The sequence below is a fragment of the Streptomyces gardneri genome, from assembly GCF_006539185.1.
Lineage (GTDB): Bacteria > Actinomycetota > Actinomycetes > Streptomycetales > Streptomycetaceae > Streptomyces > Streptomyces gardneri.
The window spans coordinates 287,804-313,369 of record NZ_BJMN01000011.1 but is presented as its reverse complement, the minus strand read 5'-3'; the positions used below and the strand labels follow the sequence as shown (position 1 = coordinate 313,369).

The following is a 25,566-nucleotide window of genomic DNA, read 5'->3' as shown; positions in this document are numbered from 1 at the left end:
CGGCCACCGCGCCTCGTGGGGGGCGGCACGGTGGCCGGTTCGAACACTCGCGGATGGGAGCGATCCGGGAGAAGACCCTTCACCCATCTGTGACTTATTCAACAAGGTTTCGTAATGACGAATCCATCATTTGCGTTGATAGCGGGCGAGCACCCGATTGCCGTCCTCCACCAGTCGTCTGCGGAGCTCGGCGCCGTCGATGGCCCCGCTGTAGTACTCCTGGAAGGCCGGTGTCGCCACCTTGTCCTTCCATTCCGGATAGCCGCGCACCCCCTGGGCGGGGGCGGGCCGCAGCCGCTCGGCCACCTCCGCTCCGACGGCCCAGCCGTCGCGGGCGGTGCGCAGGGACGGGTCGGCGAGCGCCGCCGTGCCGGTGGGCAGCATCCAGTCGCCACGGGCGAGCCGCACCATGTTCGCCGGCCGCAGGAAGAAGTCGAGGAACTCCATCGCCTCCTTCTTGTACGGGCTGTCCTCGGCGATCGACAGGGTCTGCGGGGAGACGCCCTGGGCGAGCCCCTCGCTCCCTGCGGGGGCGGGCAGCACCGTCCAGTCGAAGCCCTTGGGCGCCTGCTGGGCGATCTGCTGCCGGTAGGCGAAGCCCAGCGGGACCATGGCGTACTTGCCGGCGAAGAAGCCGGGCAGGGTGTCGGAGCCGCCGCTGCCGAGGGTCGTGCGCGGGGCGGTCCGGTCGGTGACCACCTGGTCGTGGACGGTGCCGGGGACGACGGCGTCGGCCTCGGCGAAGTCGACGGTGACCCGGCCGTCCGCGCCGCGGTGGAACAGGCCGCCGCCGGTCGAGACGCCGAGGTTGAGGCTGACGGAGACGGGCTCCTTGAGCGGCCAGGCGACCGCGTACCGGCCGGGGCCCATGGCGGTGGTGAGGTCCCGGGCGATCTGCCGGAACTCGGTCCAGGTCCAGGGCTTCCCGGGGGTGGGGACACGGACGCCGGAGGACTCCAGGATCTTCCGGTTGGCGATGATCATGCGGGGTTCCTGGAGGAACGGGATGCCGTGGATGCCCTCGCCGAAGGTGGTGGTCTCCCAGCTGCGGGCGGGGATGTCGGCGCGCAGCCGCTCGGACAGGAGCGGGCGCAGATCGGCGAGGTCGCCGCCGTAGGCGAAGTCGGCCAGGTCGTCGGAGGCGTCGTGGATGATGTCCGGCGCCTCGCCGCCCTCGAAGGAGGTGAGGAGCTGGTCGTGGACGGAGTCCCAGCTGCCCTGGACGTAGTCGACCTGGACCTTCGGGTGGGCGGCGTTCCACTCCGCCACGAGCTGCTTGTTGGCGTCGACGGACTCCTTCTGCCAGGCGAGGGACTGGAAGCGGAGCCGGACGACGCCGTCGTCGGGGCGCTCGTCGCCGCCGGCGCAGCCGGTGAGGAGCAGGGCGAGCGCGGCGGCGCAGGTCAGAAGGCGTCTCATGACTTCACCGCCCCGGCCAGCATGCCGCCGGCGATCCGGCGTTGGAGGACGCCGAAGACGACGAGGGAGGGCAGGGTGGCGAGGAAGGCCGCGGCGGCCAGCGGGCCGAGGTCGGCGACTCCCTCGGCGCCGAGGAAGTGGGTGAGGACGACCGGCAGGGTCTGCTTCTCGGGGGTCTTGAGCAGGACGAGCGCGAAGAAGAACTCGTTCCAGGCGGTGACGAAGGCGAAGAGGGCGGTGGCGACGATGCCGGGGACGAGCAGCGGGGCGGTGACGGAGACGAGGGTACGGAGCCGGCCGGCGCCGTCGACGGCCGCGGCCTCCTCCAGCTCGGCCGGCACGGCCCTGACGTACCCCATGAGCATCCAGAGCGCGAAGGGCAGCGACCACACCACGTAGACCATGACGAGGCCGAGGACGCTGTTGATCAGGTGCAGGTTCTTGAGGACCAGGAAGAGCGGGATGATCACCAGCACGAAGGGGAAGGCCTGGCTGATCACGACCCAGCCGGTGGCCGCCGTCGCGAGCCGGCCCCGGTGGCGGGCGGTGACATAGGCGAGCGGGGTCGCGACGACGACCGCGATCAGGGCCGCGGCGAGCGCGGCGACCAGGCTGTTCCCGGCCGCCCGGAGCAGCGGCTGCTCGTCGAAGGCCTGCCGGAAGTTGGCGAGGGTCGGCTCCTCCGGGATCCAGGTGGGGTGGAGCGAGGCCAGCTCGGGGGCGGGCTTGAAGGCGGTGGAGACCAGCCAGAGGAAGGGGAAGGCGAGGAAGACCAGGTAGGCGAGGAGGGCGAGGTACTGGCCGATCCGCGCGGGTCTGCTCGTCCGGAGGGCGCTCACCGGTCCTGGTCCCCTTTCAGCCGGCGTACGAGGGAGAGGGCGATGAGCACCGACACGGCGGCGACCATCACGCAGCCCATCGCGGCGGCGTAGCCGAACTGTCCGTACCGGAAGGCCTCTTCGTAGGCGAAGAGCATGGGGAGCCGGGTGCGGCCGCCCGGTCCGCCGCTGGTCAGGACGTAGACCAGGGCGAAGGAGTTGAAGTTCCAGATGAGGTTGAGCGCGGTGATGGCGAGGGCCACGGGTCTCAGCGCGGGCCAGGTGACGGTGCGGAAGCGGCGCCAGGCGCCGGCGCCGTCGAGGGCGGCGGCCTCGTGGAGTTCGCGCGGGGTGTTCTGGAGTCCGGCGAGCAGGGCGACGGTGGTCTGCGGCATGCCGGCCCAGACGCCGACGACGATCACGGCGGGCAGGGCGGTGGCGAGGCCGGAGAGCCAGTCGTGGCCCTGGCCGAGGCCGAGGTCGCGGAGGGTCTCGTTGAGGACGCCCGCGTCGGGGTTGTAGACGAGCCGCCACATGATGCCGACGACGACCTCGGGCATCGCCCAGGGGACGATCGCGAGGGCCCTCGCCAGCCAGCGGAAGCGGAGCTTCTCGTTGAGGAGGAGGGCGAGGCCGAGGGCCAGCAGGAACTGGGGGACGGTGACACCGACGGCCCAGACCAGGCCGATGCGGAAGGAGTCCCAGAAGAGGGTGTCGTGCAGCAGGTCCTGGAAGTTGAGGGTGCCGACCCAGCTGGTGGCCTGGGTGCGGCCCGACTGGGCGTCGGTGAAGGCGAGCGCGATGCCGTAGAGGAGCGGGCCGACGCTGAGGACGAGGATCGGCAGGAGCGCCGGGAGCACCAGGAACCAGGCGCCGAAGTCGGGCCCCCGGGGTCGTGCCGAGCGGACGGTCCGCGGTGTCCGCGTCCCGCCCGGCCGCTTCGTCGCGGTCGCCGAGCTCATCGATCCGATCCCCCGTCTGCCGCCGGTGAGGAACCCCGTCATGGTCCTGACGGGCCGTAAAGCCGTCAAGGCGACCAGCGCGGCGACCTGGACGGATGCGAGACTTTGGCTCAAACGCACAGGTAGGGAGTGGTCGATGGACGAGGCGCGGGCGCGGGAGATCCTGGCGGCGGCGGGGCTGCCGGTCGCGGAGGCGCGGTTGCTGGCGCTCGGGGAGAACGCGGTCCTCGCCGTGGGCGACCTGGTGGTGAAGGTCGGCAGGGACGCCGAGCTGTTCGAGCGGGCCGAGCGGGAGATGGCGCTGGCCGGCTGGCTCGCCGAGGCGGGGGTGCCGGCTCCGCGGGCCGCCGAGGAGAAGCCGCGGCTCGTCGAGGGGCACCCGGTCACCTTCTGGCACCGGCTGCCCGATCCGGTCCGGCCCGCGGAGCCCCGTGATCTGGCCCCGCTGCTGCGGGCCGTGCACGCCCTGCCCGAGCCGGTGGGGTTCACGCTCCCCCGGCGTGAGCTGCTCGGCGGGGTCGAGCGGTGGCTGCGGCTCGCGGGCGAGGCGATCGACCCGGCGGACGCGGCCTTCCTCCGGGAGCGTCGCGACGCCTTCGCCCCGGCGGCCGCCGCGCTCACCCCGCGTCTGGCGCCGGGTCCGATCCACGGCGACGCCCTCCCCAGGAACGTGCTCGTCGGCCCCGAAGGCCCGGTCCTGATGGACCTGGAGACCTTCTCCTCCGACCTGCGCGAGCACGACCTCGTGGTGCTCGCGCTCTCCCGGGACCGCTACGGGCTCGACCCGGCGGCCTACGAGGCCTTCACGGAGGCGTACGGCTGGGACGTCCGGGAGTGGGAGGGGTGCGCCGTGCTGCGGGGCGCGCGGGAGACCGCGAGCTGCGCGTGGGTGGCCCAGCACGCGCCGGCGAACCCGAAGGCGCTGGCCGAATTCGAGCGGCGGGTGCGCTCGCTGCGGGACGGTGACCCGGAGGTCCGCTGGTACCCGTTCTGACATCATGTCCGGGCCGGGTGACCGGCCCGGATTCCTGCTGTGGAACGGGGTGTTGCGATGCGTGTGGAACTTTCCGAGGTGACGCTCGACGTCCAGGTGACCGGCGAAGGCCCGGCCGTCCTCCTGGTGCACGGCTTCCCTGACAGCCATGACCTCTGGCGGCATCAGGTCCCGGCGCTGACCGCGGCCGGCTTCTCCTGTGTCGTGCCCACCCTGCGGGGCTTCGGCGGCTCGGACCGGCCCGAGGGCGGTCCGGAGGCGTACCACCCGGGCAAGCACGTCCGCGACCTTCTCGAACTGCTCGCCCGGCTGGAGCTCGACCGGGTCCATCTGGTCGGCCACGACTGGGGCTCGGGCATCGCCCAGGGGCTCGCGCAGTTCGCGCCGGACCGGGTGCGGAGCCTGAGCCTGCTGTCGGTGGGGCACCTCGGTGCGATCCGGGCGGCGGGCTGGGAGCAGCGGCAGCTGTCCTGGTACATGGTGCTGTTCCAGCTGGCCGGGGTGGCCGAGGAGTGGCTCGTGCGGGACGACTGGGCCAACTTCCGCGAGATGCTCGCCGAGCACCCGGACGCGGAGGCCGTCCTCGAACCGCTGCGCGCGCCGGGCGCGCTGACGGCGGCGCTGGACATCTACCGCTCGGGCCTGCCGCCGGAGGTGCAGTTCGGACCCGATCCGGTGCTGTCGCCGCTGGCGGAGTCGATCCCGGTGATGGGCGTCTGGTCGACGGGCGACCGCTTCCTCACGGAGCGCTCGATGTCGGGCACGAGCGAGTACGTCGCCGGGTCCTGGCGCTACGAGCGCGTCGAGGAGGCGGGTCACTGGCTCCAGCTGGACCAGCCGGAGAGGGTCAACGAGCTGCTGCTCTCCTTCTTCAAGGAGAACTCCTAGCCGGCCGCCAGGACCGCCGGGCGCAGGGGCCAGGTGGATTCGACGACCGCTTCCGGGTCTCCCTTGCGGCGCAGGAAGGCCTGGAAGTCCTCGGCCCAGACGCGGTACCAGGAGATCTGCCGCTCGTGCAGCTCGGCCGGGTGCAGTTCGGCCACCTGGCGGTGCCGCTCGGCTATCGCGACGGCGACCCGGACGGCGGCGAGCGCGTCGGCGGCGGCCTGGTGGGCGGCTTCGAGGACCACGCCGTACTCCCCGCAGACCGCCTCCAGGGTCCGCTTGCCGCGCCGGTAGCGGTCGACGGCCCGGTCGATCGTGTAGGGGTCGACGACGGGGCCGATGTCGACGCCGCCGAGCCGCTCGCTCAGCGAGGGCAGCCCGTGGCGGCGCAGCTCGGCGGAGAGGAGCGTGAGGTCGAAGGAGGCGTTGTACGCCACGATCGGGACGCCGTCCTCCCAGTAAGCGGCGAGGGTCTTCGCGATCTCGTCGGCGACCTCGCGCACCGGCCGGCCCTCGGCCGCCGCGCGCTCGGTGCTGATGCCGTGGATCGCGGAGGCCTGCTCCGGGATGCGGATGCCGGGGTCGGCGAGCCAGTCCCGTCGTCGTACGACGTCTCCCCCGCCGTCGACCTCGATGATCGAGGCCGTGACGATACGGGCCTCCAGCGGATCGGTGCCGGTCGTCTCCAGGTCGAAGCCGACCAGCGTGTCGCCGTGCCAGGCCATCGGGTCCTCCTTACGTGATCTCCCCCGTGGTGGTGACCACCCTCGCACGCACCACTGACAACGCCTCCGGCGGCGGTCCCGGACCGGTCAGGAGACCGGGCGGGAGTCGAGCCACACCGACTCGAACTCCTCCCGGTATGTCGCGAAAAGTCCGTGTTCGCCGTCACCGCCCGGCTGGCCGTGGCGGACCACACTCCGGCCGCCGCCGCGCAGGACGAGGACCGGGGCCTCCATGCCGCGGGCCTTGCGCAGGTAGGACTGCACGACGCCCACTCCGTCCGGGCCGTCGCCGTCCACCAGGTACGCGGTGAAGCGGGGGGTCTCGTCGAAGACGTGGATCTGGAAGGCGCCCGGGTCGCGCAGCTTCGAGCGCACCCGCCGCATGTGCAGGATGTTCATCTCGACGGAGCGGCTGAGCTCGCCCTTCTTGAGGCCGAGTTCCCGCTCACGCCGCTTGACCGCGCTGCTCGCCGGGTTGAGGAAGAGCAGCCGCGTCCGGCAGCCGGACTCCGCGAGCCGGACCATGCGGCGGCCGGAGAAGTTCTGCACGAGGAGGTTCAGGCCTATGCCGGTGGCGTCGAGGCGCCGGGCCCCGCCGAACAGGTCCTCGGCGGGCAGCTGCCGCTGGAGCCGCACCCGGTCGGGGTGGACGGAGACCACGTCCGCGTACCGGTCGCCGACGAGGTCCTCGACCGCGTCCACGGGCAGCCGGTCGGCGGACGGCACGCCCGCCCCGCTGCCGAGGATCTCCAGGAGCCGCGCCGACGCCCGCTCGGACTGGGCGAGCACGGTCAGCGAGAGCGCCCGGTTGCGGGAGACGACATTGCGCGTGACCTCCAGCTCGTCCAGGGCGAGTTCGACCTCGCGCCGGTCGTCGAAGTAGGGCTCGAAGCAGGGCCAGTGCTGCACCATCAGCTCGCGCAGCTGCGGCAGCGTGAGGAAGCTCAGGACGTTGTCGTCGGCCGGGTCGAGGAGGTAGCCCTTGCGCCGGGAGACCTCGCGGACGGCGACCGCCCGCTGCACCCACTCCTGGCCGGCGGGGCCGGCCGCGGCCACGACCCAGTCCTCGCCGTGCACGGGCTCGTACACGGGCCGGAGGACGGCCGCGACCACGGCCCGCAGGCGCTGTTCGACCAGGTTGAGCCAGATGTAGGCGCGCCCCGCGCGCTGGGCGCGGGTGCGCACCTCGCCCCAGGCCTCGGCGCCCCAGTCGAGCTCGGCCCCGATCTCCACCGGCCGGGTGACGGAGACCGTCCCGGGCGGCACGACCGTCCCCGGCGGGATCGCCGCGCCGGGCGGGATCACCGCTCCGGGCGGCGCCTCGGCGGGGTCGGCCGGACCCCCCTCGCGACCCGCGTCACCTGGGGGCAGCTCCAGACCTCCCGAGCTCACCCGCGCACCGCCTTCTGCTCCTGGAAGCCCGCTTCTTCGACCATTCCGACAACGATCAAGGAAGGGTACTCCGCGAGCGGGAGGCGGTGCAGCAGGATCGTCAGGCTGCTTGCTCAACTACCCAGATCGGGCTGCCCGTTCTGGGAGGCGAGATCGGCCGGAGTGAGCGGATTCATAGCGGTTAGGTCCCGGGGCGCCAGCTGGAAGCCCTGCCAGTGGACCGGCATCGGCTGCTGGTCCTCGTCCCGGGCGATGTGGTGGAACCCGATGTTGACCCAGACCGACGGCTTGGTCAGGGTCTCACCGTTGACCCATTTGTCCACGCTGTCACCGGCGTTGGTCCCGCAGTTGCCGATGTTGTTGCTCGCGAACTGCTCGCAGGCCCGCGACTGGGTGAAGTACACGTCGTGCTTGGTGAAGCCACGGCCGGCGTGGGTGTTGGTGTGGCCGGGCACGATCTCGTACGAACGGGCGTGGCCGTCGGCGTTCTTGCCGGTGCCGCTGACCACCCGCCACCAGCGCATGTTCTTCGCGTCGCCGGCGAGTTCCTTGGTGACGACGGTGCGCTTCGTCTTCACGGTCGGTCCGCCGCCCGTGGCGGGCGGCGCGGTGACGGTGGAGTCGAACTGCTCGATCCGGTCCTTGGTGGAGCCGTCGAGGCCGAAGTCGAGCTTCCAGAAGACGTTGTGGGCGTGGCTGGTGGCGTAGGCGCGGGCGCCCTTGCCGATGGGCCAGCCGCGGCCGTCGGTCGCGTTGTAGTCGACGGGCGAAAGGCTGCCGGTGGCCCCGACGTTGGCGCCGATGGTGCCGTCGGCGGAGAAACGCCACTCGGAGATGTACTCGTACCAGCCGACCTTGTTCACGGTGTAGACGAGCAGGTCCTTGCCCTGCACCTGGTAGACCTTGTCGCCGCCGTCCGCGGCCATGCGGTACGCGTGGCCGCGCGCCCTGGTCGTGGTGCACAGCCCCTTGACCTGGCCGACCTCGGGCACCTTGACGGTGGAGATGGTGCCGCCGGGGCACTCGGCGGCCTTGAGGTTCTGCAGGCCCCAGCCGAAGCCGGCGCCGGTGAGGTCGTCGTACTCGGCGACGCCGTCGTCGTACGGCACGTGGATCTGGGCGAGCCGGGCGCTGGTGAGGACCTTGACGGGCGCGGCGCCGGGCGCCTGGTAGGTGACGCCGTCGAGCGTGAGCCCGGCGTCGGTGTTGTAGCGCCAGCACATGTTCCAGACGGCGCCGCCTTCGAGCTTCTGCGTGATGCGGTAGGCGGCCGAGCAGGCGGGCTGGACGGGCGGTTGCGGCGTGGCCGTCGGCGGCGGGGCGGGCGCGCGGGGCGCGGCGGTCGCGGGTCCGGCGGCGGCCGTGGCGGCGCCGAGCAGGACGGCCGCGGTCAGGGCTGCGCCCCTTCGGCGGGTTCGCGTGGTTCGCTGGGTGGACATGGGAACGTACTCCCTCGTACGGAGATGTCGTGGAACGGGAGGACCGTCGGCGGTGGTCAGCCGACGCGCGTGACGGTCCTCGCGGAGAGGTCGACGATGATGTTCCGGGTGTCGATCCAGGCCCCGTTGAGGACCTTGGTGACGAGGCGGACGCAGCGGTGCTTGCCGCACTCCTTGAGCTGCGCGGGCACCTTCGCCTCTCGGTAGGGGCGGTAGACGTCGCCGTTGAACCACAGCTGCTCGGTGGAGGTGAGCTGCTTGCCCGTGGCGTCCTTGTAGTCCTCCTTGACGCCCTTGCCGAGCGGGCTCGCGAGGATCAGTTCCAGGGCCTCGCGGAGCTCCTCGGGGTGGGCGGAGGGCTGGACCCCGCGCTGCGCCGCGGACCTCTCGATCTTCCCCGTGCCGAGGTTGACGGTGCGGGTGACGAGCTCGTCCCGCGCGTAGTCGTAGAACCGGACCTCGGCGCGGCGCGAGCCGTCGCCCGGCAGCGGGTCGGCGAGGACGGTGCCCAGGTGCTGCGGGCCGCGGCCTCCCTCGACGTTCTCCTGGGCGGCGGAGGCCGGCGGGGTCAGCGCCAGCTGCTCGGCCTTCGTGAGCTCGTCGTCGGTGAGCGGGTCGCTTCCGACGCCCTTCCGCCCCTCGGCCGCCGGCGGGGCCACGGTCGCGGGCGGCGGCGCGGAGCCGGCCGCCTGGGCGCCGGCCTCCGCCGCGCCGTCGGCCGCGGTCCCGGGCTGACCCTGGCCGGTCGCGCCGGCCGATCCGTTCCCCGCCGACGTACCGGCGGTTCCCGCGGTACCGGCGACTCCCGCCGTGCCGGCGGATCCCGCGACGCCGTTCGCTCCCGCGCTCCCCGGCAGGCTGATCGCGACCGCGACGGCGGTTCCCGTCACCGCCATGGCCGCTCCGGCCACCACCTTCCCCAGGTGGCGGCGCGCTATTTCGTACACACTTCCCCCTCTATCCCCCTCTTGATGTGCGGTCACCCGGTAGGACGGGGCGAAGTCCTAGGAGGTTGCGCCTCTTTCGGGCAGGATCTGGCCGAGGAACACCCCCTAAACCCGGACAGAAGAGGAAGAGTCGTATCCATGCAGGTCTGGCCGGGACAGGCGTATCCCTTGGGCGCCACCTATGACGGAGCGGGAACCAACTTCGCGGTCTTCTCGGAGGCCGCCCACAGGATCGAGCTGTGTCTGCTCCATGACGACGGCTCGGAGACGGCGGTGGAGCTGCGCGAGACGGACGCCTTCGTCCGGCACGCCTATCTGCCGGGCGTGATGCCGGGACAGCGGTACGGGTTCCGGGTCCACGGCCCGTACGCCCCCGAGCGCGGGCTCCGCTGCAACGCGGCGAAGCTGCTCCTCGACCCCTACGCGCGGGCCGTGTCGGGCCGGGTCCGCTGGGGCGAGGCGGTGTACGGCTATCCGTTCGGGCGGCCCGACGCGCGCAACGACCTCGACTCCGCCCCGGACACGATGACCTCGGTCGTGGTCAATCCGTACTTCGACTGGGGCGACGACCGGCGCCCGCGCACCGAGTACCACCACACGGTGATCTACGAGGCCCATGTGAAGGGCCTGACGATGCTCCACCCGGATCTTCCGGAGGAGCTGCGCGGTACGTACGCGGGGCTCGCGCACCCCTCGGTGATCGGCCATCTGAGGGAACTCGGCGTCACCGCGCTGGAACTGATGCCCGTTCACCAGTTCGTGAACGACCACCGGCTCGTGGACGCCGGGCTCTCGAACTACTGGGGCTACAACACGATCGGCTTCTTCGCCCCGCACAACGCCTACGCGTCCTGGGGCGACCGGGGCCAGCAGGTCCTGGAGTTCAAGTCGGCGGTCCGGGCACTGCACAAGGCGGGCATCGAGGTCATCCTCGACGTGGTCTACAACCACACCGCCGAGGGCAACCACCTGGGCCCGACGCTCTCCATGCGGGGCCTGGACAACCCCTCGTACTACCGGCTAGCCGACGACCCCCGCTACTACATGGACACCACCGGCACGGGGAACTCGCTGCTCATGCGCTCCCCGCACGTGCTCCAGCTCATCATGGACAGCCTGCGGTACTGGGTGACCGAGATGCACGTGGACGGCTTCCGCTTCGACCTGGCGGCCACCCTGGCCCGGCAGTTCCACGAGGTGGACCGGCTGTCCTCGTTCTTCGACCTCGTCCAGCAGGACCCGGTGGTGAGCCAGGTGAAGCTGATCGCCGAGCCCTGGGACGTCGGCGAGGGCGGCTACCAGGTGGGCAACTTCCCGCCGCTGTGGACCGAGTGGAACGGCAAGTACCGCGACTGCGTACGGGACTTGTGGCGGGGCGAGCCCCGCACGCTCGCCGAGTTCGCGTCCCGCCTGACGGGCTCGTCCGACCTCTACCAGGACGACGGCCGCCGCCCCCTCGCCTCGGTCAACTTCGTGACCTGCCACGACGGTTTCACGCTGCGCGACCTCGTCTCGTACAACGAGAAGCGCAACGAGGCGAACGGTGAGGGCAATCGGGACGGCGAGAACTACAACCGCTCGTGGAACTGCGGCGAGGAAGGAGAGACGGAGGACGTCGGGATCACCGAGCTGCGCGCCCGCCAGATGCGCAACTTCCTCGCCACGCTGATGCTTTCGCAGGGCGTGCCGATGCTGAGCCACGGCGACGAGTTCGGGCGGACGCAGGGCGGCAACAACAACGCCTACTGCCAGGACAACGAGGTGTCCTGGGTGCGGTGGCCGAAGGAGAACAGCGAGGCGGAGGCCACGCTCCTGCGCTTCACCCGGTCGATGGTGCGGCTGCGGCGGGAGCATCCGGTCTTCCGGCGGCGCCGCTTCTTCCACGGGCGGCCGGTGGAGGGCACCCACGACGAGCTGACCGACATCGCCTGGTTCACGCCCGAGGGCGAGGAGATGACGTCGAGGGACTGGCAGGCGGCGCACGCCCAGGCGCTGACGGTCTTCCTCAATGGCAACGCCATCTCGGAGCCGGGCACTCAGGGCGAGCGGATCGCCGACGACTCCTTCCTGCTGATGTTCAACGCCTCCGCGAAGGAGCTGGAGTTCGTGGTGCCGGACAGCCACGGCCGCTACTGGCGGATGGTGGTGGACACCTCCGACCCGGAGGGCATGCCGCCGCAGCAGGGGCCGGAGCTCGCGGGCGGCGAGCGGGTGACGCTGGCGCCGCTCAGCCTGACCGTTCTGCGCCGACCGGCCTGAGCTCCCGTACCGGAATCACGGGAGCCGTCACCCGTACCGACCAGGACAGCACCGCGCAGGCCACGGCCGCCCCCACCGCCACCCCGAAGGCGGCGGGGGCGCCGTGGCTCTCGGCGAGGCGGCCGGAGACGGCGAGGGCGAGGGCCTGGCCGGCGACGATTCCGCTGGTGAGGAAAGCCATGGACTCGCCGAGCCGGGCGGCCGGCACGGTCTGCTCGGTGAGCCCGAAGACCGTGATCAGATGAGGGGCGTAGGCGGCGCCGAGGACGACCACGACCGCGTACAGCGCACCGAGCGAGCCGACGAAGAGCAGGGGCACGGAGAGGACCACGAGCGCGACAGTGGCCGCGCGCCAGCGGGTGGTGAGCCCGATACGCGCGGGCAGGGCGGCGAGGGAGAGGCCGACGGCGGCGCTCATCACGCCCATCGCCGCATAGACGAGACCCGCCTGGGCGGGCGCGCCGAGCTCCTCGGTGAGCGCGGTGATCCCGGCCTGGGAGGCGCCGAACATCGCGCCCTGGAGGACCATCGTGCCGCGCAGCGCGTACGCGGACCGGGGCAGCCGCGCCCGCTCGGCCGCGTCCGTACGGGTGGCCCGGCCCGGGTCCGGCGCAGTGGCCTCCGCGGTGGGGTGCAGGGCGAAGGCGGAGCCGCAGACGGCGAGCAGGAGCGCGGCCATGAGGAGCGCGGCGGCGGGGTGGGCGAGGGAGGCGGCGAGGCCGACGAGGGCCGGACCGAGGACGAAGGACACCTCGTCGAGGGTGCCCTCGAAGGAGAGGATCGCGCCGACGGTCCGCTCGTCGCGACCCCCGGAACGGCGGGCGAGGGCCACGGCGCGGGTCCGGGCGAGCGGCCCGATCTGGGGGACGGTGGCGCCGGCGAGCGCGCCGGCCAGCATCAGCCAGCCGGTGGCCGCGTGGGCGAGCGCGGCGGCGACCAGGACGGCGACGGCGACCGCGTTGGCGAGGGAGGCGGCGAGGACGACTCCGCGCTGGCCGTGCCGGTCGGCGAGGCGGCCGATGACCGGACCCGCGACGGTCTGCCCGGCGGCGAGCGCGCCGCCGGCGAGCCCGGCCGTGGCGAGCGAGCCGCTGGTCTCGGCGACCAGGAGAAGGCTGCCGAGCTGACACATGGCGGTCGGCAGCCGCCCGAGGAAGGAGATCGCCGGCAGGGCCGGGCCGAGCAGGGACAACGTGTCGCGATACATCCGGAGCATCACGCGACCGTAACGCGATGCACACGAACGAGTGCATAGGGCGATGACACAGAAGCCCTCGCGCGGGGTACGTACGTTCGCATGACCTCCTCCTCGGCCCCTTCCGCGCTCCCCACCGCCACCTACCGGCTCCAGCTCCAGCCGGAGTTCCCCTTCGCCGCCGCCGAGCGGGCCGTGCCCCACCTCGCCGGGCTCGGGGTCTCGCACCTCCACCTCTCCCCCGTCCTGGAGGCGGCGCCCGGCTCGACCCACGGCTACGACGTCACCGACCACCGGTCCGTACGGGCCGAGCTGGGCGGCGAGGAGGGGCTGCGGGCCCTGGCGGCGACCGCGCGGGCCCACGGCCTCGGCCTGGTCGTGGACCTGGTCCCCAACCACATGGCGGCCTCCCCCCGGCACAACCACGCGCTGCGCTCGGTGCTCCAGGAGGGTCCGGACTCGCCGTACGCCCGCTGGTTCGACGTCGACTGGGCGGCCGGGGACGGCCGGCTGCTGCTGCCGGTGCTGCCCGCGCGGCTCCCCGAGGTACGGGACCGGCTGCGGGTCTCGGGCGGGGCGCTGCTCCTCGACGGGCAGGAGTTCCCGCTGCGGGCGGGCACGGAGGGGCTGCCGCTCGACGAGCTGCTCGACGCCCAGTGGTACCGCCTCGCCTGGTGGCGACTGGCCCGCACCGAGCTCAACTACCGACGCTTCTTCACCATTTCGGAGCTCATCGGGGTGCGGGTGGAGGACCCGGAGGTGTTCGCCGCGACCCACGCGAAGATCGTGGAGCTGGTGGCGGACGGGGTGGTCGAGGGGCTGCGCATCGACCACCCGGACGGGCTCGCCGACCCGCAGGGATATCTGGAGGACCTGGCGGCGGCGACCGACGGGCGCTGCTGGACGGTGGTCGAGAAGATCCTCACGGGGACGGAGCCCCTGCCCGCCGACTGGCCGGTCGCGGGGACCACCGGTTACGACGCGCTGCGACAGGTCGAGGGAGTCCTCACGGACCCGGTCGGCGCCGATGAACTGGCTGATGTGTACCGGGAGTTCACGGGCGCCGCCGGGGACCGTGGCGGCCGGTGGGAGGCGACCGCTCGGCGCGCCGCGTACGAGGTGGTGACGCACGACCTGGCCGCCGAGACGGCCGTGCTGACCCGGCTCGCGGAGCGGATCTGCGCGGCCGACCCCTCGCTGCGGGACCACGCGCCCTGGGCCGTGCGGACGGCGGTCCGGGAGCTGCTCGTCCGGGTGCCGGTCTACCGCACCTACCGGACGGGCGGCGAGGAGGTGCTGACCCCGGCGGCGGCGCGGGGCGCGCAGGCCGCGTTCGCCGTACCGGAGGAGGCCTCGGCCGTCGACCTCGTACGGGGGCTGGCGCTCGGTTCACTGGGCGACGGTCCGGAACACCGGGCGTTCCGGGCGCGGTTCGCGCAGACGTCCTCGGCGCTGCGGGCCAAGTCCGTGGAGGACACGGCCTTCTACCGGTACACGCCGTTGCTCTCGGCGAACGAGGTGGGCGGGGACGCGGGGCGCCCGGCGGTGTCGGTCGACGAGTTCCACGCGTACTGCCTGCGGATCGCCCGGGACTGGCCGGCCACCGGGACCGTGCTGTCCACGCACGACACCAAGCGCAGTGCGGACGTGCGGGCCGCGATCGCGGTGCTCGCCCAGTGCCCGGAGGTGTGGGCGTCGCTCCTGACGGAGGTCTCGGGGGTCCCGGCGCCCGATCCGCACCTGGCCTGGACGGCCTGGCAGACGGCCTTCGGCTTCGGCGAGCCGGACGCGGAGCGGCTCGGCCCCGCGGTGCTCAAGTCCGTGCGGGAGGCGGGACTCCGGACGAGCTGGACCGAGCCGGACGTGGCGTACGAGCGGGCGGTGGCCGAGTTCACGGCGGCTGGGCCCGGCCGGATCCCGCTGCGGTCGGCCTCGGAGGCGGCCTTCGCCCTCGAACCGCACATCCGGGCCCACGCGCTGGGCGCGGCGCTCGTGCAGCTGACGATGCCGGGCGTGCCGGAGCTGTACCAGAACACGGAGCGGGAGTACCGGGCGCTCGTCGACCCGGACAACCGGGCCCCGTTCGTGACGGGCCCGGACGACGACCGGACGGTCCTGGTCCGGGCGGCGCTGGGGCTGCGCAGGGAGCGCCCGGAGGCCTTCGGCCCGGGCGGGGGGTACGCACCGCTGACGGCGAGCGGCCCCGCCGCGGCACACTGCCTGGCGTTCGCCCGTTCCGGCGCGGTGGTGACGGCCGTGACCCGGCTCTCCCTGCGGCTCGCGGAGGCGGGCGGCTGGCAGGACACGGAGCTGGTCCTGCCGGACGGCCGCTGGGCCGATCTCCTCGACGGCGTACGGGAGTTCACGGGCGGTCCGGCGACGGAGCTCAAGCTCGCGGAGCTCTTCGCGGACCGGCCGGTGGCGCTGCTCGCCCGGTTGGGCGACTGAGCGCTCCCGGGTGCCCGGGAGCGCCCCGTCGATCAGAAGCGGGAGACTCGCGAGACCTCGCACTCGGCGTACTCGGAGCCGTCGCCGGTTCCGATGTACGGGGTGGTCACCTCGACGCTCTGGGAGGCGCCCGCGGCGACCGCGATGCCGGCCTTGAACGCGGTCCGCGGGGTGACGCTGCCGCCCGTGGCGCCCTTGAACTTCACGCTGACGCTGTAGTCGTAGTCCATCGAGCCGTCGTTCTTGACGGTGATCCGGGCGACGAGGTTCTTGGTCGCCTGGTCGTACTTGCACTCGTCGATGGTCACGTCGCGGATCGCCTTGTCGGCGCTGCCGGAGCCGCCGGACACGGAACCGCCGGAGGTGCTGCCGCCGTCGTTGTCGCTGTGGTTGCTGCCGCTGGAGCTGCTGGAGCTGCTGCTGCCGCCACAGCTGGCGCCGTTCGAGCCGCGGGCACCGGTCAGGGCGACGACGGCGACGGCGGCGACAGCGATGGCGCGGACATGACGCTTATTCATGTTTCAATCCCCGTTGAAAGTGGTAAAGAGAAGGGCCCTTTTGACGAGCGCACGTCACCCTAGCAGCGGTGCCGGACAGCTCGTTCCACTCTCGGATCAGCCGCCCGGGCGGACGATCAGGCTGCGCGGGGCCCGGGTGATGAGGCCGGTGGCGTCGGGCCGGAAGCCGTCGGCGAGGCGCAGCCGGGGCATCGCCGAGAAGAGCGCGCGCAGGGCGTACTCGGCCTCCAGGCCGGCGAGCAGCACGGCGGGACAGAAGCCGCTGCCGTAGGTGAGCTGGCCCGGGTCGTCGCGGAACGGGTCGAAGCGGTCGGGTTCGCGGAAGCGCTCCGGGTCACGGCCGGCGGAGCCGACGAGCAGGGCGACGGACGCGCCTGCCGGGATGATGCCGCCGCTGACCCGGACCTCGGCGCGGGTGCGGCGCACGGCGATCTGCACGGGCGGGTCGCGCCGCAGGGACTCGGCCCAGGCGCGGGCGACGAGCGCGGTCGGGGCGTCGCGGAGGGCGGCGACCTGGTCGGGGTCGGCGAGGACGTTGCCGAGGAAGGAGGCGAGCGCCTTCTCCCGTACGGCGATCTGGCCGCCGCACTCGCCGGCGAGCGCCCCGGCGGCCCGGCCGCGCACGAGCCGCATCATGTCGCGGTAGGGCACGCCGACGGCGGCGGCGACGGTCCCGGCGGGCAGCCAGTGGCAGAAGTCGGCGACGAGGTCGGCCTGCGGGCGTTCGGCGATGCGGCGGGCGAGGACGTACGCCGTGCGTTCGGTGACGGATCTCAACTCGGCCATGTCGACGTCGACATGGGCCCGGGAGCAGGGCGGGTCGCCCGGCCGGTGCCCGTGGGTGAAGCGGGTGTCGGTGAGGGCGGTGGCGACGTCCGCGTACCGGCTGAGGACCCAGGCGCGCAGCAGCGGGTCGTACGTGAGCGGGAACTCCTCGCGCAGGGTCCGGTGGATCGCGTGCGGGTCGCGGGTGGCGCCGGGATCGAGGGGGCTCGGCGCGACGGTCCGCCCGGTGTGCACGAAGGGTCCGTCGACCGGGCCCGCGGATCCGGCCGGGCCCGTCGGCCCCGCGGCGGTCGGCTCGGCGACGGTCCGCACGCGGCCCGCCGAGGTGTTCCGCACGGGGGCCGCGCCGGAGGGCACGTTCGGGGTCGCGGCGGAGGCCGTGCCCGGGGCCATGGACGGCAGCCGCGTCCAGGGGTCCCCGGAATCCTCCGACCGGGCGTTCCGTATGCCTCGGTCCGGTGCTCCGCGGTTCGGCTCGTCGCTCATCGCGCGCCCCCTGTCGATCGGCGGTGGGTGCCGCGGCCGGAGAGTGTGGCGCGCGTCTCCCCACCCCATCACCGGGCGGCCCGCGCGGCGCGTCATGTACCGCCGAACGGGTGAAGGGCAACAGGCGGTGACGTGCGGTGTCAGCCGTGGGAGAGCTACGAGCCGCGGGAAAGCTGCGAGCCGCCGGAGAGAGCTGTCAGCCGTGGGAGAGCTCAGCCGTGGGAGAGCTCAGCCGTGGGAGAGCCGGAAGGACATCTGGCCGAAGCCGACGACGTCCCCGGGCCGTACGACCACCGCGCCGGTGACCCGTCGGCCGTTGACGGTCGTCCCGTTCGTCGAGCCGAGGTCGCGCAGCACCCACATCCCGCTCTGGATCGAGAGCTCGGCGTGCAGCCGGGACGCGGTCTCGTGGCTGAGCCGCAGACCGTTGACCGGGTCGCGGCCGATTCGCAGCGGATGCGGGCCCGGGAGCGGCAGCAGCAGCTTCGGCAGCCGCTCCGCGTGCCAGGCGCGCCCCAGCCGCGCCGTGAACGCGGACATCCGCTCGACCGCCCCGACGACCCGCTTGGTCCAGGTGCTCTCGGTCCGCAGGTCGGCGACGAGCACGTCGAGCTCGTCCGGCCGGCGGGCCTGGAGCGCGCGCTCCATCCGGTAGACGAAGGTGTCGTGCGAGAGGCGTCCCTGAGCGGCGCCCTCACGGAGCAGCCCGAGCGCACGGTCCCGCTCGGCGTCTGTCAGCCGAGGGGAGTTCGCCGGAAGCTCGAAGGGGGTCGTCACACACGTGATTGTCGGCCCGTCGGGCCCGAAGTGTCCAGAAGGGCCCCCGACCTGGGAACTCCGTACCCGCCCGACAAGATCGCTGCTACGGTCTGCGGTCTCCACACCAGAGATGATTCCCAGGGGGAACCACGACGTGACCGCGTCTTCTTCTAGCACCGCTCCGGCCTCCGCGCAGACCGCCGCCACTCCGGACCTCGTCATACGTCCGCTCGCCGGGCCCGAGGAACTCGACCTGTTCCTCCGCCTCACGTACTCGCTCGACCACGAGCTGGCGGACGACCTCGCCACCGGCCGCCGCGTCCCCGAGTGGATGTGGGTGGCGCTCGACGGCGACCGGCTGCTCGGCAGGATCGCCTGGTGGACGAACAAGGCGGGCGCCGAGCCGCTGGCGCTCGACTTCTTCGACCTCGCCCCGGAGCTGGCCGAGGAGGAGCGCGCCGACATCGGTCTGCGGCTCCTGGAGACCGCGGCGGCCTCGGTCGTCCCGGCGGGGACGCAGCGCCCGGAGTTCGGCCGGTTCATGCCGGCGGACTGGCGCGAGGTCCCGGAGACCCGGTCCGTCCTGGAGTCCCTCTTCGACGTCCTGGAGCGCTCGGGGGCCCGCCCGCTGGTCGAGCGGCTCCGGCTGGAGTGGCGCCCCGGCACGCCCGTCCCGGAGCCGAAGGGCCGTCTGGAGTTCCGGCCGGTCCGGGACCGCGAGGACCTGGTCGCGCTGATGACGCCCGTCATGGAGGGCACCCTCGACGCGCACGGGCAGGCCGACATGGCGTCCGGGCTCTCGGCCCGTGAGGCGGCGGAGCTGCACTACGACGAGGAGTTCGCGCACTACACCTCGCCCCAGGAGTGGTGGCAGGTCGCGCAGCTGCCGGAGACGGGCGAGCCGGTCGGCTTCGTCGTCCCCGCCCGGAACAACTACCACCACACCATCGCGTACATCGGCGTGCTGCCCGCCCACCGCGGCCACGGCTACATCGACGACATCCTGGCGGAGGGCACCCGGATCCTGGCGGCCACGGACGTGCCCCGGATCAGGGCGGCGACGGACCTGGGGAACGTCCCGATGGCGGCGTCGTTCGGCCGGACGGGGTACGTCACCTTCGAGCGGGCGATCAACTACGTGTGGGACGCGCCGGGCGCGTCGGAGTCCTGACTGCCAGGATGGACGCGGTAGTCAGTCGTTGAGTGGTGGAACCGTCGACGAGGGGATGCGCGTGCTCTTCGAGGTGTGGGCGCCGAGCGCCCGGGACCAGGTCACGCTGGAGCTGAACGGCACCGGCCACGCCCTGGAAAGGGACGCCGAACGGGACGGCTGGTGGTCCGGGGTCGTCCCCGCGGAGGACGGCGACCGCTACGGCTTCGCCCTCGACGGCGGGCACGTCCTGCCGGACCCGCGCTCGCGCCGCATGCCCGACGGACCCGACGGCCTGAGCGCGGTCGTCGACCACTCCTCGTACGCCTGGCGGCACGAGTCCCCGCGGCTGCGGCTGCGCAGCGCGGTCCTGTACGAGCTGCACGTCGGCACCTTCACCCCCGAGGGGACGCTCGACGCGGCGACGGCGCGCCTCGGGGAGCTCGCGGGCCTCGGCGTCACCCATGTGGAGCTGATGCCGCTGTGCCCGTTCCCCGGGGTACGGGGCTGGGGGTACGACGGGGTCGCGCCGTGGGCGGTCCACGAGCCGTACGGGGGGCCCGAGTCCCTCAAGCGGTTCGTGGACGCGGCGCACGGTCTCGGCATGGGCGTGGTCCTCGACGTGGTGCACAACCACCTGGGCCCGTCCGGCAACCATCTCCCGTTCTTCGGCCCGTACTTCACGGACACGCACCACACACCGTGGGGCGCGGCGGTGAACCTGGACGCACCGGGTTCGGACGAGGTCCGGGCGTACTTCCTGGGGAGCGCGCTCGCGTGGCTGCGGGACTACAGGATCGACGGGCTGCGGCTCGACGCGGTCCACGCGCTCGCCGACACCCGGGCGCTGACCTTCCTCGAAGAACTCTCCGCCGCCGTGGACGAGTTGGCGAAGGAGCAGGCCCGCCAGCACTTCCTGATCGCCGAGTCCGACCTCGCCGACCCGCGCACGACGACCCCGCGCACGCTCGGCGGCCTCGGTGTCCACGCCCAGTGGAACGACGACTTCCACCATGCGCTGCACACGGCTCTGACCGGTGAATCCCAGAGCTACTACGGTGACTTCGCGCAGGCCCCGATGGCGGCGCTCGCCAAGACCCTCACGCACGTCTTCTTCCACGACGGCACGTTCTCGACCTTCCGGGGCCGCCGGCACGGCCGCCCGGTGGACCGGGAGCGCACCCCCGCCCACCGCTTCCTGGGATACGCCCAGACCCACGACCAGATCGGCAACCGAGCGCTGGGCGACCGCCTTTCGGCCACCGTCTCCCCCGGTCTGCTCGCCTGCGCGGCGACGCTCGTCCTGACCGGACCCTCCGTGCCAATGCTCTTCATGGGCGAGGAGTGGGGGGCGACCACGCCCTGGCAGTACTTCACCGACCACACCGACCCCGAGCTCGCGGAAGCCGTACGGCGGGGCAGGCGTCGGGAGTTCGCGGAGCACGGCTGGTCCGAGAACGAGGTCCCCGACCCGCAGGAGCCGGCCACCCGCGACCGCTCGGTCCTCGATCGCACCGAGCGGGAGCGGGACCCCCACAAGAGCCTGCTGGCCTGGCACCGCCAGCTCATCGCCCTCCGCCGGACCCTGCCGGACCTGACGGACCCGGATCTGGGGGGCGTGAAGGTCGCCTTCGACGAGGAGTCCCGCTGGCTGGCCTTCCGCCGGGGCGACCTGAGGGTCGCGGTCAACATGGGCCACGAGACGGCGATGATCCCCCTCGGCTCGAACGGCCGTGACCGGGTCCTCGCGGCCTGGGACCCGGTCGCGTCGCTCGGGGCGGACGGGGTGCTGCGCCTGCCGGGCGAGTCGGCGGTCGTCCTGACGGACGGCTGACCGGCCCGGGGCCGCGTCCTACTCGACGATCGCCATCTCGTGCGGGGTGTTGTTGAAGCGGCGCCCCGCACCGTCCTCCGTCGCCGTCACGATGTCCTCGATGCGGACGCCGAAGCGGCCCGGGAGGTAGACGCCCGGTTCGATCGAGAAGCACATGCCGGGGACGACGGGGAGTTCCTCGCCCTCGATCATGTACGGCGGCTCGTGCGTCGTGACGCCGATGCCGTGGCCCGTGCGGTGGATGAAGTACTCGCCGTAGCCGGCGTCCGTGATGACCTTGCGGGCCGCGCGGTCGATCTCCTGGCAGGCGACGCCGGGCCGGACCGCCTCGAAGCCGGCCTGCTGGGCCTCGCGGACGAGGTCGTGGACCCGCTGCTCCTCGTCGGTCGGTTCGCCGACGTGGACGGTACGGGTGGTGTCGGAGCCGTAGCCGTGCTTGAGGCCGCCGAAGTCGAGGACGACCATGTCGCCGCGCTCGATGGTCCGGTCGCCCGCCTCGTGGTGCGGGTTCGCGCCGTTGGGCCCCGAGCCGACGACGGTGAAGTCGACCTGGGAGTGGCCGAAGCGCATGAGGAGCGCGGCGAGGTCGGCGGCGACGTCGGTCTCCTTGCGGCCGGCGAAGCGGACCTTGAGGATCTCGCCGTACGCCTGGTCGGCCGCGGCCCCGGCCGCCGCGATCCGCGCGAGCTCGTGCGCGTCCTTGACACCGCGGAGCATCGGCAGGGCCTCGGTGAGGGAGACGTACGAGGTGCCGGGCAGGGCCTGCTGGAGGCCGAGCAGATGCATGGCCCAGGCGTTGTCGCTGACGCCGAAGCGGCCTCCGACGTCAAGGAGCGGGGCGGTGACGGTGTACGGGTCCTTGCCGTCCGTCCAGTCGCGCAGCGTGAGCGCCGCCGCCCCCGTCGCCCGCTCCGCGTCGGGCGCCTCCAGGGTGGGGACGACGAGGACCGGCTCCTGGCCCGCGGCGAGGACGAGGACGGTCAGCCGTTCGGTGATCGCGGTCGGCTGGTAGCCGGTGAGATAGACGAGGTCGGGGCCGGGGGCGACGAGGACACCCGCGAGCCCGGCGTCCGCCGCGGACTCGGCCGCGCGGGTCATCCGGGCCCGGTAGTCGTCCGCGGTGAAGGGCGTGACCTCTTCGGCGGATGCGTGGGGAGTGCTCGGCATGGGGGCTCCTTCGCGGCGGCAGCGGCGGCGTCGACGTACAGCATCCTGCCCCCGGGCGGAGCCCGACGCGACCGCTCAGCGGCGGTCCGGGCCCTGCGCGATGAGCCGCTCAAGGAGCTCCTGGAAGTCGTCGCCGACGACGATCCGCAGATCGCCGCGCTCCTCGTCGTGCTCGCTGAGCTGGGTGAGCGTGCCACCGCGCCACCAGAAGACGTACGGGCTGATGGCGCCCGGCGTGTCCTCGTACCCGGAGGCCGCGAAGGAGGCCATCGCGCCGAGCGCCGGGATGATCGAGGTGTCGCGGATGGGGTGGAAGGCGAGCTGGTGGCGGAAGGGCATGGCGACGAGCGCGCCGTGCTCGCCGAGCGGCAGACCGGTGACGCGCCGGGCCACGCCGTCCAGGTCGAGGACGCGGCTCGCGGTGTAGAAGGAGTCGCCGAGGATGATCTCGAAGCACATGCCGTCGGCGTCGCGGACGGTCTCGTGCTCCTCCACGGGCAGCCCGCGCAGATTGCGCAGCGCCCGGTCGCGGAGCTGCGCGTGGTCGCCGAGCCGGTCCAGGGCCTCGTCGGTGAGCATCATGACGCTCTCCGGCAGGTCGAGGGCGAGGACCTCGTACAGCCCGGGGGCGACGGTCCTGGCGTAGCCGAAGGCGCCGGCGTCGATGCCGTCGCCGCTGACGACCCGGGGGTAGAGCTGGGCCCGGATCTGCTCGGGCGGGAGGGTCTCCAGGGCGGACGGACCCTCCATCGCCCGGACGACCAGGTCGACATGACGATGGATCAGCTCGGGCCAGACGCGGCTGCCGCGGCGGTCCTGGTGGCAGACGGCGGCGAGGTTGCCGAGGCCGAACCTCCGCTTCCTGTCGTCGACGACGTGGTCGGCGTAGACGGAGACCTCGAGGCCCAGCTCGGCGAAGGTGGAGCGGACCCGGCCGCGGAAGAGCGCGGCCTCCCGCTCCGAGAAGTACGCGAACTCGGGATCCCTCGGCGCGTCCTCGCCGTCCCGCTTGGGTCCTCGCCGTAGCCAGCCCACGTCAGCCCGCCTTCCGTCGCCGTTGCGCACAGGGTAGCGAGTACGGGTGTCAGCTCCCCAGCCGTCGCGTGAACTCGGCCACCGGCCCGGCGGGTTCACCGCGTCCACCGGGTGCGTCGCCGCCGAGACCGGGGAGGAGGAGCTCGATGCGGTGGACGAGCCGGGGCGCGACCAGCGGGACGGCGGTGGCGCCGGGGACGCCCGCGGCCACGGGGAGCGGCAGGAGCGCGAGGCCGTGCCCGGCGGCGGCGAGGGCCGCGAGGGTGCGGGTGTCGGTGCCCTCGTAGCGCAGGGCCGTACGGAAGCCGCGTCCTGCCGGTCCGGCGTGGACGGCCCGGAGCTGGCCGAGGGGGACGCCGGCGGCGGGCGCGTCGAGCCAGCGGGCGTCCACGAGGTCGTCGAGCCGGAGCCCGGCGCGTCCGGCGAGCGGATGGTCGGCGGGCAGGACGACGGCGAGCGGTTCCTCGGCGACGCCGGTCGCGGCGAGCGGCGCGACGTCGGGCAGCCGCAGCGGGTCGCTGGGCGCGGCGATCCCGTCGACGAGCCCGGCGTCGGCCTCGCCGGTGGCGACGGCCTCGGGCACCCGCTCGCGGGGCAGGCCGCGCAGGGTGACGCCGGTGGCGGGCAGGGCGGCGAGGGTACGGGGATGCAGGGCGAGCGGGGAGGCGGCGACGCTCAGTGTCGCGCGGGGCGCGACGGCGAACCGGCCGAGGTCGGCGCGGGCCGCGTCGAGGCGCAGGAGCAGCGCCCCGGCGTGTTCGAGGAGCCGCTGCCCGGCGGGGGTGGGGGCGACGGGTCGCCGGCCGAGGAGCGGCAGCCCGAGGTCGGTCTCCAGGGCGGCGATGTGCTGGGAGACGGCCGACTGGGTGTAGCCCAGCTCGCGGGCGGCCTCGGAGAAGGAGGCGAGCCGGGCGACGGTGACGTACGTACGGAGGAGGTGCGGGTCCACGAAGCCGCTCAGGAGCCGTCGGGGGCGGTGAGGAGAGCGCGCGCGTAGTGGGCGAGCGAGCGGTTGTAGCGGGGCAGCAGGGGCGCGAGGGCGCCGAGGGCGAGGGCGGCGGCCTCGCGGTCGCGGCCGGTGTCGGCGAGGGCGAGGGCCAGGAAGGCGTCGACGGCGCCGGAGAGCGCGAGCTCGTCGGCGTCGAGCCGGCCGGCGGGGATGTCCCGCTCTGCGGTGAGGAGTTCGACGCTGCGGTCGGGCCGGCCGAGGTTGCGGAGGCTGCTGGCGAGCTGGACGACGGCCCGGCGGCGGCGCAGCCCGGTGAGCCCGTGGTCGAGGGCGCGCTCGTAGAGGCGGACGGCCTCCGCGGGCAGGCCGGTGGAGTCGTGGGCGGCGCCCAGCTCGAAGAGGGCCGCGGGGTCGTCGTCGGCCCGCTCGGCGGCGAGGGCGGCGACGGCGGCGCGGAAGTCGGCGGGCTCGTGGTCGTCGATGCGCTCCCAGAGCGCGGCGACCCGACGCTCCCATTCCTGCTCCGGCTGCGTCGTGTGATCAGTCGTCATGCGGCCACCCTATCGACGGCGACATAAGTATTCGTGATGGAGAGTGCAGGAATCATCGTTGGACGTGAACAGGGGGCGCCGACCAGCATGGCCGTCATGAACACGAACACCTCCCGCCCCGTCCCCCGCATCGCCCTGGTCGGCGACCGCTCCCCGCACGTCAGGTCCCATGTCCGCATCCCCGTCCTCCTCGACGCCCTCGCCGAACGGGACGGGCTCGCGCTCGACGCGTACTGGATCCCGACGGGCGACGCGGAGGCGCCCGGCGCCGTGCGGGGCTTCGACGCGGTGTGGGTGCTGCCGGGAAGCCCGTACGTGAGCGAGGCGGGGGCGCTGGCCGCGATCCGTACGGCCCGAGAGGACGGCATCCCCTTCCTCGGTACCTGCGGCGGCTTCCAGCACGCCCTGCTTGAGTACGCGCGGAACGTCTGCGGCCTGTCCCGCGCGGCGCACGCCGAGAACGACCCGGCGGCCGATGCCGGCGATCTGCTGATCGCGCCGCTCGCCTGCTCGCTCGTCGGCCACGAGGGCGTCGTCCGGGTCACTCCCGGTTCGCTCGCCGAGCAGGCCCTCGGCGCGGAGCGGACCACCGAGCGCTACCACTGCAACTACGGCCCGGACAGCCGCCACCTCGACGCCCTGGGCGCCCACGGCCTGCGGTTCACCGGCGCCGACGAGGAGGGCGGGGTCCGCATCGCGGAACTCCCGGATCACCCCTTCTTCCTGGCGACCCTCTTCCAGCCGGAGCTCGCGGGCGACGGCAGCCGCCCGCACCCCCTGATCCGCGCCCTGGCGACGGCGGCGGTGCGGCACGCGGCAGGCGCCACGCTCTGAGCACCGCCAGAGAA

22 protein-coding genes are annotated in these 25,566 nt (G+C 73.3%); 7 read left to right on the top strand and 15 right to left on the bottom strand.

The window, feature by feature from the left end; genetic code table 11:
• Positions 1-126: 126 nt before the first annotated feature.
• Genes SGA01_RS09500 through SGA01_RS09490 form a run of 3 tightly spaced genes read right to left on the bottom strand, consistent with a single transcriptional unit; the run spans position 127 to position 3,199 of the window.
• A complete protein-coding gene (locus SGA01_RS09500) occupies positions 127-1,419 on the bottom strand; it encodes an extracellular solute-binding protein (protein ID WP_141295231.1) in 1,293 nt (430 codons plus the stop codon).
• On the bottom strand, positions 1,416-2,258 hold the full coding sequence (locus SGA01_RS09495) for a carbohydrate ABC transporter permease (protein ID WP_141295228.1): 843 nt from the start codon (positions 2,256-2,258) through the stop codon (positions 1,416-1,418). Before SGA01_RS09495 ends, SGA01_RS09500 begins: the two co-directional genes overlap by 4 nt.
• Complete coding sequence (locus SGA01_RS09490) at positions 2,255-3,199, bottom strand: carbohydrate ABC transporter permease (RefSeq protein WP_141295225.1); 945 nt, start codon at positions 3,197-3,199, stop codon at positions 2,255-2,257. Before SGA01_RS09490 ends, SGA01_RS09495 begins: the two co-directional genes overlap by 4 nt.
• A gap of 136 nt (positions 3,200-3,335) precedes the next feature.
• Between SGA01_RS09490 and SGA01_RS09485 the strand changes: the two genes are divergently transcribed.
• Both SGA01_RS09485 and SGA01_RS09480 read left to right on the top strand, forming a co-directional pair.
• Positions 3,336-4,193, top strand: coding sequence for a phosphotransferase enzyme family protein (locus tag SGA01_RS09485; protein WP_141295222.1), 858 nt, complete (start codon positions 3,336-3,338; stop codon positions 4,191-4,193).
• Positions 4,194-4,250: 57 nt separating this feature from the next.
• Entirely contained in the window at positions 4,251-5,081 is an 831-nt protein-coding gene (locus SGA01_RS09480; protein ID WP_141295219.1) for an alpha/beta fold hydrolase, read from the top strand.
• Here the strand turns inward: SGA01_RS09480 and SGA01_RS09475 are convergent.
• The 4 genes from SGA01_RS09475 to SGA01_RS09460 form a co-directional block, all read right to left on the bottom strand.
• Entirely contained in the window at positions 5,078-5,803 is a 726-nt protein-coding gene (locus tag SGA01_RS09475) for a 3'-5' exonuclease (protein WP_055640813.1), read from the bottom strand. The two genes, SGA01_RS09480 and SGA01_RS09475, sit on opposite strands and share 4 nt — an antisense overlap.
• Before the next feature lie 87 nt (positions 5,804-5,890).
• Entirely contained in the window at positions 5,891-7,195 is a 1,305-nt protein-coding gene (locus tag SGA01_RS09470; RefSeq protein WP_141295216.1) for a DUF5919 domain-containing protein, read from the bottom strand.
• A gap of 113 nt (positions 7,196-7,308) precedes the next feature.
• Complete coding sequence (locus SGA01_RS09465) at positions 7,309-8,634, bottom strand: copper amine oxidase (RefSeq protein WP_141295214.1); 1,326 nt, start codon at positions 8,632-8,634, stop codon at positions 7,309-7,311.
• A 56-nt stretch (positions 8,635-8,690) separates the two neighbouring features.
• A complete protein-coding gene (locus SGA01_RS09460; protein ID WP_174867240.1) occupies positions 8,691-9,530 on the bottom strand; it encodes a Tat pathway signal sequence domain protein in 840 nt (279 codons plus the stop codon).
• Between the two features lie 189 nt (positions 9,531-9,719).
• Between SGA01_RS09460 and glgX the strand changes: the two genes are divergently transcribed.
• The gene (gene glgX / locus SGA01_RS09455) at positions 9,720-11,840 is read left to right on the top strand and encodes a glycogen debranching protein GlgX (protein WP_141295208.1); all 2,121 of its coding nucleotides are present in this window, start codon (positions 9,720-9,722) and stop codon (positions 11,838-11,840) included.
• Here the strand turns inward: glgX and SGA01_RS09450 are convergent.
• Positions 11,809-13,047 (bottom strand): MFS transporter, encoded by a 1,239-nt coding sequence (locus SGA01_RS09450; RefSeq protein ID WP_141295379.1) that lies wholly within the window; start codon positions 13,045-13,047, stop codon positions 11,809-11,811. The two genes, glgX and SGA01_RS09450, sit on opposite strands and share 32 nt — an antisense overlap.
• Positions 13,048-13,137: 90 nt before the next feature.
• Here SGA01_RS09450 and treY point away from each other — a divergent pair, with 90 nt between their 5' ends.
• Positions 13,138-15,483: a malto-oligosyltrehalose synthase gene (gene treY / locus SGA01_RS09445; RefSeq protein ID WP_141295204.1), complete on the top strand. Its 2,346-nt coding sequence runs from the start codon at positions 13,138-13,140 to the stop codon at positions 15,481-15,483.
• Positions 15,484-15,515: 32 nt separating this feature from the next.
• Here the strand turns inward: treY and SGA01_RS09440 are convergent, their stop codons facing one another.
• The 3 genes from SGA01_RS09440 to SGA01_RS09430 all read right to left on the bottom strand — a co-directional run bounded on the left by SGA01_RS09440 (position 15,516) and on the right by SGA01_RS09430 (position 18,050).
• Entirely contained in the window at positions 15,516-16,001 is a 486-nt protein-coding gene (locus SGA01_RS09440) for a hypothetical protein (protein ID WP_141295202.1), read from the bottom strand.
• Positions 16,002-16,097: 96 nt separating this feature from the next.
• Positions 16,098-17,273, bottom strand: a complete 1,176-nt coding sequence (locus SGA01_RS09435; protein WP_141295199.1) for a cytochrome P450 — start codon at positions 17,271-17,273, stop codon at positions 16,098-16,100.
• Positions 17,274-17,501: 228 nt separating this feature from the next.
• Positions 17,502-18,050, bottom strand: a complete 549-nt coding sequence (locus tag SGA01_RS09430) for an FHA domain-containing protein (RefSeq protein ID WP_141295196.1) — start codon at positions 18,048-18,050, stop codon at positions 17,502-17,504.
• Positions 18,051-18,186: 136 nt separating this feature from the next.
• Between SGA01_RS09430 and SGA01_RS09425 the strand changes: the two genes are divergently transcribed.
• Both SGA01_RS09425 and treZ read left to right on the top strand, forming a co-directional pair.
• Positions 18,187-19,203, top strand: a complete 1,017-nt coding sequence (locus SGA01_RS09425) for a GNAT family N-acetyltransferase (RefSeq protein ID WP_141295194.1) — start codon at positions 18,187-18,189, stop codon at positions 19,201-19,203.
• A gap of 61 nt (positions 19,204-19,264) precedes the next feature.
• Positions 19,265-21,016 carry a malto-oligosyltrehalose trehalohydrolase gene (gene treZ / locus SGA01_RS09420; protein ID WP_141295377.1) on the top strand — a complete coding sequence of 584 codons (1,752 nt, stop codon included), beginning with the start codon at positions 19,265-19,267 and terminating at the stop codon, positions 21,014-21,016.
• Between the two features lie 18 nt (positions 21,017-21,034).
• Here the strand turns inward: treZ and SGA01_RS09415 are convergent, their stop codons facing one another.
• The 4 genes from SGA01_RS09415 to SGA01_RS09400 all read right to left on the bottom strand — a co-directional run bounded on the left by SGA01_RS09415 (position 21,035) and on the right by SGA01_RS09400 (position 24,718).
• Complete coding sequence (locus SGA01_RS09415; protein ID WP_055645961.1) at positions 21,035-22,183, bottom strand: aminopeptidase P family protein; 1,149 nt, start codon at positions 22,181-22,183, stop codon at positions 21,035-21,037.
• 75 nt (positions 22,184-22,258) lie between these two features.
• Positions 22,259-23,218: a DUF1444 domain-containing protein gene (locus SGA01_RS09410; RefSeq protein WP_141295192.1), complete on the bottom strand. Its 960-nt coding sequence runs from the start codon at positions 23,216-23,218 to the stop codon at positions 22,259-22,261.
• A gap of 49 nt (positions 23,219-23,267) precedes the next feature.
• Complete coding sequence (locus SGA01_RS09405) at positions 23,268-24,167, bottom strand: LysR family transcriptional regulator (protein WP_141295189.1); 900 nt, start codon at positions 24,165-24,167, stop codon at positions 23,268-23,270.
• A gap of 8 nt (positions 24,168-24,175) precedes the next feature.
• On the bottom strand, positions 24,176-24,718 hold the full coding sequence (locus tag SGA01_RS09400; protein ID WP_141295186.1) for a tetratricopeptide repeat protein: 543 nt from the start codon (positions 24,716-24,718) through the stop codon (positions 24,176-24,178).
• Between the two features lie 96 nt (positions 24,719-24,814).
• Here SGA01_RS09400 and SGA01_RS09395 point away from each other — a divergent pair, with 96 nt between their 5' ends.
• On the top strand, positions 24,815-25,552 hold the full coding sequence (locus SGA01_RS09395) for a CTP synthase C-terminal region-related (seleno)protein (RefSeq protein WP_167534052.1): 738 nt from the start codon (positions 24,815-24,817) through the stop codon (positions 25,550-25,552).
• Positions 25,553-25,566: the final 14 nt, after the last annotated feature.